The organism is Haladaptatus sp. R4 (genome assembly GCF_001625445.1).
In the GTDB taxonomy this organism is placed as follows: Archaea; Halobacteriota; Halobacteria; order Halobacteriales; family Haladaptataceae; genus Haladaptatus.
In genome coordinates this window covers 103,877-112,176 of sequence record NZ_LWHG01000003.1, presented here as the reverse complement: position 1 = coordinate 112,176, position 8,300 = coordinate 103,877, and the positions used below count along the sequence as shown (strand labels likewise).

General features: G+C 63.3%; 7 protein-coding genes and 2 pseudogenes. 5 read left to right on the top strand and 4 right to left on the bottom strand.

Annotated elements, in window-relative coordinates:
- The 5 genes and pseudogenes from A4G99_RS01870 to A4G99_RS24180 all read left to right on the top strand — a co-directional run.
- Positions 1-485, top strand: a pseudogene (locus A4G99_RS01870) (ABC transporter ATP-binding protein); the annotation flags it as partial.
- A gap of 54 nt (positions 486-539) precedes the next feature.
- A complete protein-coding gene (locus tag A4G99_RS26565) occupies positions 540-914 on the top strand; it encodes a BtrH N-terminal domain-containing protein (RefSeq protein ID WP_223301572.1) in 375 nt (124 codons plus the stop codon).
- Between the two features lie 136 nt (positions 915-1,050).
- The gene (locus A4G99_RS26560; RefSeq protein WP_255358975.1) at positions 1,051-1,524 is read left to right on the top strand and encodes a DUF4872 domain-containing protein; all 474 of its coding nucleotides are present in this window, start codon (positions 1,051-1,053) and stop codon (positions 1,522-1,524) included.
- Between the two features lie 90 nt (positions 1,525-1,614).
- A pseudogene (locus A4G99_RS29680) lies at positions 1,615-2,666 on the top strand (NAD(P)-dependent alcohol dehydrogenase).
- Between the two features lie 146 nt (positions 2,667-2,812).
- Positions 2,813-3,283, top strand: a complete 471-nt coding sequence (locus A4G99_RS24180; protein ID WP_190303662.1) for an antibiotic biosynthesis monooxygenase — start codon at positions 2,813-2,815, stop codon at positions 3,281-3,283.
- A gap of 18 nt (positions 3,284-3,301) precedes the next feature.
- On the opposite strand, the gene A4G99_RS01850 is transcribed toward A4G99_RS24180, so the two are convergent.
- The 4 genes from A4G99_RS01850 to A4G99_RS28460 form a co-directional block, all read right to left on the bottom strand.
- On the bottom strand, positions 3,302-4,270 hold the full coding sequence (locus A4G99_RS01850; RefSeq protein WP_066138751.1) for an acetamidase/formamidase family protein: 969 nt from the start codon (positions 4,268-4,270) through the stop codon (positions 3,302-3,304).
- Positions 4,271-4,344: 74 nt separating this feature from the next.
- Positions 4,345-5,124 (bottom strand): SDR family NAD(P)-dependent oxidoreductase, encoded by a 780-nt coding sequence (locus A4G99_RS01845; RefSeq protein WP_066138748.1) that lies wholly within the window; start codon positions 5,122-5,124, stop codon positions 4,345-4,347.
- Between the two features lie 69 nt (positions 5,125-5,193).
- A complete protein-coding gene (locus A4G99_RS28465) occupies positions 5,194-6,441 on the bottom strand; it encodes a glycoside hydrolase family 92 protein (RefSeq protein WP_066138745.1) in 1,248 nt (415 codons plus the stop codon).
- Entirely contained in the window at positions 6,396-8,279 is a 1,884-nt protein-coding gene (locus A4G99_RS28460; protein WP_066138742.1) for a glycoside hydrolase domain-containing protein, read from the bottom strand. The genes A4G99_RS28465 and A4G99_RS28460 overlap by 46 nt, the downstream gene beginning before the upstream one ends.
- Positions 8,280-8,300 lie beyond the last annotated feature (21 nt).

Below are 8,300 nucleotides of genomic sequence, written 5' to 3'. Positions count from 1 at the left end.
TCGAATCCATTCCCGTGCCCGACCCGCGCGTTGCCGAGACGCGCGGCGTGCTGGAGGGCGACGTGCCGTCGCCCATCGACCCGCCGAGTGGCTGTCGATTCCGGACCCGCTGTCCGAAACTCATCGCCCCCAAGGAGTATGATCTCTCCCACGAGGAGTGGCAAAACACGCTCACCTTCCTTCGGGAGGTCCAGCGCCGGTCGTTCGAGACGACGACGGAGTCGACCCTCGTGGACCGCTTCTTCGCCGACGGAAAGCCGACCGGCGAGGCGGGACGCATCGTGGGACGAGGCCATCGGCGCATCTCGAACGACGATTGGGACGGTGCGACGGAACTGTTGAACGAGTCGTTCGCAGAGAAGAGCGTCTGTGCGAAAGAAATCCCCGACTACGAGGTGCCGACCGAGCACGGAACGTCGCTCCACTACGCGGCGTGTCATCACCACCGCGAGGACGTTCACGACGGCCGTCAGGTGGATCTGTAATCGGGGAACGAGAAAAGAGGGCAATTCTTTATTCCGGGCACCCCTCGATGGGACATGCAACTGTCCGAATACACGCACACGCCCGGTGCGCATTGCGGGTCGGCGTCGCTTCGAAATCTGGCGGATTATTACGACTGGGGGCTGAACGAGTCGCTCTGTTTCGGATACGGGGCGGGACTCGGCTTCGGCTACTACGAACGCGGCCCGGCGAGCCACATCATCATGGGGCGCAACGGGCAGTTGGAGACAGGATTCTTCGAGACGTTCGACCTCGACTACCGGGAATCGAGCGGACAGGACTGGGAAACGGCGTGGGCCGACGTGCGGGACGCCATCGCCGACGAGACGCCGGTCATGCTGTTCGTCGACCTCTACTACCTCGACTATTTCGGCACGGACACCCACTTCGGACCCCACATCCTCCTCTGATGTCGGCGTCGAGGACGACGAAGTCCTCCTCTCCGACAGCGAGTTCGATTCCATCCAGCGAATTCCCGCGTCTCATCTCCGAAAGGCGTGGAACTCGGAGTACGGATTCGGCCCGCTCGACAACCACTGGATCACCGTGGCCGACCCGACCATCGAAATCGACCGAACGACGGCAGCGCGGAACGCGATTCGGCGGACGACGGAACTCATGCTCTCGCCCGAGGGCGGTGAGTGGGATTCACAGGGTGTGGACGGGATTCGGGCGTTCGCGGCGGACCTCCCCTCGTGGACGGAACTGGCGGATTCGAGTTGGTGTGCGCGCTTTGCCTACCAGAACATCGAACGGCGCGGGACCGGCGGCGGCGCGTTCCGCCGGTTGTACGCCGACTTCCTCGACGCGCTCGCACCCGACCTCGGACTCGACGAGTCGATTCCCGCGGACTGCCACGGCATCGCGGACGATTGGACGGCTTTGAGCGACACGCTCAAGGACGCGAGCGAGACCGAAGGGGAACGACAGGTTCACCTGTTCGAGGACGCTTCCGAGCAAGCCGCGAGAATCGCCGACCGCGAAGAACGGCTGTTCACGCGGCTCCGGGACGAACTGTAGTTCCGGGAATTTCTCATTCGAACCTCCTATCGAACGCTTCGGAAATCGATTGAAGTGTTCGGCCGTCGAACCCCGCCCGGGGGGAAGAATGTGCAAGCGTACGTGATGAAATCGATCGGCGAAACGGGGTTCGTCGACAAGGAACGACCGGAAGCGGGACCGAACGACGCCGTCGTCCGTCCGACGAAGGCGCTCGTGTGTACCTCCGACGTTCACACTGTCGGCGGCGCAATCGGAGAGCGGGAAGACATCACGCTCGGCCACGAAGCGGTCGGAATCGTTCACGAAGTCGGGGAGGAGGTCGAGCACTTCGAATCGGGCGACCGCGTGTCAGTCGGTGCGATCACCCCGAATTGGGGATCGCTGGCCGCTCAGGACGGGCACCCATCTCAGTCGCGGGAAGCGTTGGGCGGGTGGAAGTTCGCCAACGTCAAGGACGGCGTCTTCGCGGAGTACTTCCACGTCAACGAGGCCGACGCGAACATGGCACACATCCCGTCGTCAGTGAGCGACGAGGCAGCCGTGTACGTGACGGACATGATGAGTACCGGTTTCAGTGCGGCGGAGAAAGGGCGGATTCCGGTTGGCGGAACGGTCGCCGTTTTCGCACAGGGACCGGTCGGCTTGATGGCGACCAAGGGGGCGGCCTGCGCGGGGCGGGGACCATCATCGCCGTCGAAACCGTTCCCGAGCGACAGGAGTTGGCCGGGTTCTACGGTGCAGATGAGATCGTGGATTACACCGAGGTGGATGTCGTCGAGACCATCCTCGACCTGACGGACGGCGAAGGCGTCGATGCCGCCATCGAAGCCTTGGGGACGAACACGACGTTCGAAGCGTGTGTCGAAGTGACCAAACCGGGCGGCGTCGTCTCCAACGTTGGGTACCACGGTGAGGGGGAGTACGTCGAGATCCCACGCGCGGAGTGGGGTGTCGGCATGGCCGAAAAGGACATCGTGACCTCGCTCTGTCCCGGCGGTAGGCTCCGACTTCGGCGTCTCCTGCGGTTGCTGGAGACGGACCGAGTCGATCCGACGCGGATGACGACCCACGAGTTCTCGTTCGACGACATGGATGAGGGGTTCGACCTCATGGCTACCAAAGAGGAGGGGATCATCAAACCGCTCATCGACTTCGAGTAACCGTAAAAGAACATGTTCGCGTCAATCTACAGGCCGTGACGACTCGTCCGTTTAGTCGATGACTCGAACGTCATGCAGCAGATCGGATTGTGGTGTGGAACAGGCAGAAACGAACCCGGAAAACCGGCAGGGACCACCGGCACGCTGTGGTCGGTCGGGACGCACCGGATCACCGGCACGGCGCGGCCCATCGGGACGCGCCGGACCGCCGAGATTCGTCGTCTTCGCGCTCGGCGTCGCCCTCGGCGTGTTCGCCTCCCGTCGACTCGAACTCGACTCCGGAGGCGATTAAATGCCCGAAATCGGCGGCGAGCGAGTCGGTTGCGACGCTCGTCAACGTCTTCGAAATCGCCCCCAAAAAACAGAACGCACTCGTGGACGAAATTCGGGAGACGGTGGATTCGATGGGCGAACTGCCGGGATTCGTCTCGATGAGCCTTCATCGGAGCCTCGACGGCGAGCGCGTCGTGAACTACGTGCAGTTCGAGAGTCAGGAGGCGTTCGAAGCGCTTCGGGATTCACGCGACTGGGAGGCGGACATGGGCGAGGCGATGGCATCGGCGGAGGTGGACCCGCACTTTTACGAGGTCGTACTCACGCACGAGGCGTCGGAGTGAATCGGTTGCGGTGACCGTTCACTTCGTGTCGTTCTCCGGAAAGATGGATTGCGGGAGGTACGCCGAGACGACCCAGTTCGGGGCGTCCACGACCTCGTTGATTTTCAGATCGACGGTCGCGGAACACAGCAGATAGGCGTCCGTCCGGCTCAACCCGTGATTTTCGTGGAGGTGGGTGATCATGTGTCGAATCGCCTTCTTGCTGGCGTCCATCAGGTCGTCGCTGATGCCGGTCGTTCCGTAGGCCCGTTCGCCGCGGGTCGCGGCGAAGGCGTCGGTCTCGAACTGCGGTTGTTCGATGTCCATCCCGGAGACGACGCGGAGTCGCGTCGTCACCGACATCGGCGCTTCGATACCCGTGATGCAGACCTCGCCGTCCCCCTGTGCCCCGTGACAGTCGCCGATGCTGAACAGCGCGCCGTCGACTTCGACGGGGAGGTAGAGCGTCGAACCGGCTGTCAGGTGCTTTACGTCGAGGTTCCCGCCGACCCGACGCGGCGGGACCGTGCTGTGTTCTCCGTCGTCGGCGGGTGCGACGCCGAGGTTACCCGGAAACGGAGCCAGCGGGACTTCGATTCCGTCCACGAAGTGGCCGACGTCTCCCTCCAGTTCCCAGACGTGCAAGCCCGGTTCATCGAAATCCTCGGGGAGCAATCCCGTTCCTTCGTCACCCCCGTAACAGTACGTGAAGCCGATTCCTTCGTGCTCGAACGACAGCAGTTCGACCGCGAGAACGTCCCCCGGTTTCGCCCCCTCCACCGCCACCGGTCCCGTCAACGGGTGGCCGGGGAGGGTTCCGACGAGGGCTGAAACGTCCTCGACGGTCGAGTCCGCGTCGAGTCGGCCGTTCGTCGCGTCGCGGCACTCGAATCGGACCACGTCGCCGGATTCGACCGTTCGAATCGGTTCGTGGTCGCGGCTCCAACTCGTGTGGACGTGTTCGTCCTGCGCGGAGATACGGTGGTCGGGAGTGGGTGTCGATGACATCGGCGTACGGGATGATAGCGCCAAACGGGGTATAAAGCTCGTTTTCGCGGCAGTTCACGACGTATCGATTTCGGCTACCGAACCGTGTATCCGCCGTCGAGAACGACCGTCTCACCGGTCATGTACGCCGATGCATCGCTCGCGAGGTACACCGCCGTCGGACCGAGCGCGTCCGGGGACGCGATTTCCTCGTGTAACATCTCCCCTTTCCAGACATCGACGGCGTTTTCGACCGCTTCCGCCCCTTGGTCGGCGTTGTCGGTGGCGATGTAGCCCGGCGCGATGTTGTTCACGCGGATGCCGTGTTCCGCCCACTCGGAGGCGAGTTGGTTCTTGAACCCTTCCAACCCGGCCTTCGAAGTGTTGTAGGCGACCTGCCGTTGTGGGTGATTGGCGATGAATGCGGACATGGAGGAGACGTTCAAAATGGTGCCGCCGCCGTTTTCGATCATCTCACGACCGGCGGCGCGCGAACAGAGGAACGTCCCCGTAAGGTTCACGTCGATGACGTCGCGCCACTCGTCCAAGGTCATGGTTTCCATGGCCTCGTGCACGACGATTCCGGCGTTGTTGACGAGGATATCCACGCCGCCGAACCGCTCGACGGTCGCTTCGACCATCGCTTCAACCGCATCTTCGTCGGCCACGTCACATTCGACGGCGAGCGTCTCCACTCCCGTCTCGTCGGCGAGTTCGTCCGCCGCGGTTTTCCCTGCCGGTCCGTTCCGGTTCGCGACGACGACGTCCGCGCCCGCCTCCGCGAGCGCGGTTGCGATTGCACGACCGATACCACGGTTTCCGCCGGTCACGATAGCCGTCTTTCCGTCGAGTGAGAACGCGTCGAGTACGGACATATTCGTCCCATCGTACGGGGTGCACAAAACGATACGGAACTGTCGAATCGAAAGAAAGTGGTTTCGGGTTCAGTCGTCGCTCATCGATGGCGGCGGACTGACCGCTCCCTTCGGCGTGACACCCCAATCGGTGTTCTTCTCCGTCCCCATGTGGAGTCGAAGTTCACCGCCGTCTTCGAGGTCGGCGTGGTCGAACCAACTCTCGCGGTGAACGTCCCCGTTCAGGTGCGCGTTCTGGATGTAGCGATACCGGTCGCCGTCGTACTCCGCCCCGGTCGTGTCGACGACGAACTGGCCGCCGCCGTAGTGGTAGTCGGGCAGGTTGATGGTCACGGTTTCGAACGCCGGGGAACCGATGACGTAGCTTCCGCTCGCGGGCGTGACGGCGTAGAAACCCATGGCACTCATGACGTACCACGCGGACATCTGTCCGACGTCCTCGTTACCCGGAACCCCACCCGGTCCCGTCGTGTACAGCGAGTTCATGACGTCCTGGACGACCTCCTGTGTTTTCCACGGCTGTCCCGCGAAGGGGTACAGGTACGGGGCGTGATGCGACGGCTCGTTCCCCTGCCAGTAGTGGGTGAACGGGTCGTTCCAACTGGGATAGACGAACTCGTCGAACATGTGGTCGAGGCGCTCGACGAACGTCTCCTCTCCCATCAGATCCACGAGGCCGCCGATGTCCTGGAGAGTGTGCCACGTGTACGACCACGAGTTCCCCTCGGTGAACCCGCCCCAGTCGGTCGGTTTCCATTCCCCGTCGTCCGGCGAGTACCACGACCCGTCCGCGAGCCGTGGCCGCATGAACTTCGTGTCGGGGTCGAAGACGTTCTCGTAGAACCCGGCGCGTTTCATGTACGTCTCGTAGTCGTCGTCCTTCCCGAGCAGGTCGGCCGCCTGTGCGATGGCGAAGTCGTTGTAACTCCCCTCCAGCGTCGTGGAAACGGACCCGCCCGCGTTCCCCTTGTCGTCCTCGGGGATGTATCCGTACTCGGTGTACTTGTCGAGACCGAGACGTCCGGCGTAGTACGTGTCGTCGCCAGGCATCCGCGTCGAGTTCTTGTACATCGCCTCGTACGCCAGGTCGGTATCGTAGCCCTCGGTGAGCCCTTTCACCATCGATTCGCCGATGATGGAGGTCGCGTGGTCGGCGATCATCACGTTCGTGTACCGATTGGCGAACTCCCACTTCGGAAGCCAGCCCCCGTGCTCGTACATGTCGAGCAGGGATTTGATGGCGTCTTCCTGCACCTTCGGCTCCACGATGTTCAGGAGCGGATGTTCGGCGCGAAAGGTGTCCCACAGCGAGAACATCTGGTAGTGGTGGTAGCCGTCGCGGTGTACACCTCGTCGTCCATTCCGAGGTACTCGCCGTTGGTGTCCTCGAAGATGGTCGGACCGAGCATCGCGTGGTACAGCGCCGTGTAAAATTTCACCTTGTTCGCGTCGTCGCCTTCGACCTCGATACGACCCAACCTGTCGTTCCACGTCTCCGTCGCGTCCGCCTCGACCCGGTCGAAGTCCCAGTCGGGAACCTCGGTTTCGAGGTTGTCCATCGCGTTCTCCCGACTCACGTAGGAGATTCCGACCTTCACGATGACTTCGCTCGCGTCGCCGTACCGAACGAACGCGCCGACGTCTGGTCCGCTCGCCGACGTCGACCCATCGCTGGTCTCGACGCCGTTCCACGTGCCGTACTCGTCGAACGGTTTCGAGAACTTCGCCGCGAAGTGGACCGAGTACGGTTCGGCACCGGAACAGAACGGTCCCGGGACGGTCTGACTCCCGACGATGGTTCGTTCGTCCCGAAGTTCGACGTCAGCACTCTTCGTTCCGGAATCCCCGAGGTTGTACCCCGCATCGAGGAGGAACCCGGCGTCGCTCCCGTCGTCGAAGGTGTATCGGTGGACGCCGACGCGGTCCGTCGCGGTCAGTTCGGCCTTCGTCGCGTACTCTTCGAGTCGAACCGAGTAGTAGCCCGGACCGGCCGACTCGGTTTCGTGCGAGAACGTCGAACTGAGTTGTGGAAGGGATAGCCCGACGCCGTCCCCCGCGCCGTCGAACGAGAGCGCGGTTCCGGACGCTCCGTCGGTCGGTTCGGGGTCGCCGTAGACCATCCCCGTGTAACCGTTCCCCGCGTCGTCGGCGACGTCGTCTCCGTCGCTGGGGGAGTTGACGCCGTCGAACGAGTAAGAAAAGAGCACGTCTCCGCTCACCGACTCACCGTCGGCGAGCGCCCGTATCTCGCACTCGTCGAGAACCCGGGAGTACACCGTGGCTTCGTCCATATCCCCGGTAAACCACTCGCCGCCGTTGTCGACGGCACCGCCGACGCTCCACGGGAGTTCGCTGGTTGCGAGGGTGCCGACGGTCGCATCGTCGCCGTCCTCGGCCGAGGCGACTTCCTCGCCATCGACGTAGGCGGCGACCCGGTTGCCGCTCTCGTAGGTGACGGCGTAGTGGTGCCACTCCCCGTCCGCGTACGGTTCGAAGTCGAACGACGCGGTCTGGTAGCCCATCCCCTCGGAGAACCAGACGACGTTGGCGTTGTGAGGGCTCCACACTTGCAGCGGCGTGATGTTGTGGTCGTGACGGAGGAGCGACGTCATTCCACCGGGCGCTTTGTCCGTTCTGAACCAGAACGACGCGGACAACTCGTCCGTGACGTTGAGTTCGCGCTGTTCCCGTTTGACCTCGGTCACGTCTTCCGTCGTCGGACTGAGGAGGAAGTTGCCGAGGCCGAAACAACCGGTTCCGGAGACGTGCGTGTGACTGAAGCCGAGTATCTCGTCGTCCTCGTGGTGATAGCCCGCGATGTTGCTCGTTCCGGTATCGGGGCTCAACTGTACCATCCCGTGCGGGCGCGTCGCGCCGGGGTAGTTGTTCGGGTACGGCATCGCCCCGCCACCCTCACCGGCGGCGGCCGCGCGGGCGGTGCCGACGAACGTGTCGGCGTACTCCACCGGTTCGCTGGCCGTCGCCGGATCGACGCTCATCGGGGCGTCGGAACCGGCGGCGTCGATACCCTGTACCCCCGTGAACGCGCCGAGGCCGAGGGCAGCAGTTCCCTTGAGAACGCTGCGGCGGCGTATCCTGGAGGAGGTCGTCCGTTCGGTGCTGCTATCTGTGTCGGTCGGATCTGTGTCTGCCATCTGTAGTGTACTCTGTTGGTG

Coding starts and splice junctions, on each gene's coding strand:
- A4G99_RS26565 (WP_223301572.1), top strand. CDS start 540: ATGCAACTGTCCGAATACACGCACACGCCCGGTGCGCATTGCGGGTCG.
- A4G99_RS01850 (WP_066138751.1), bottom strand. CDS start 4,270: ATGTCATCGACACCCACTCCCGACCACCGTATCTCCGCGCAGGACGAA.
- A4G99_RS01845 (WP_066138748.1), bottom strand. CDS start 5,124: ATGTCCGTACTCGACGCGTTCTCACTCGACGGAAAGACGGCTATCGTG.
- A4G99_RS28465 (WP_066138745.1), bottom strand. CDS start 6,441: ATGTTCTCGCTGTGGGACACCTTTCGCGCCGAACATCCGCTCCTGAAC.
- A4G99_RS28460 (WP_066138742.1), bottom strand. CDS start 8,279: ATGGCAGACACAGATCCGACCGACACAGATAGCAGCACCGAACGGACG.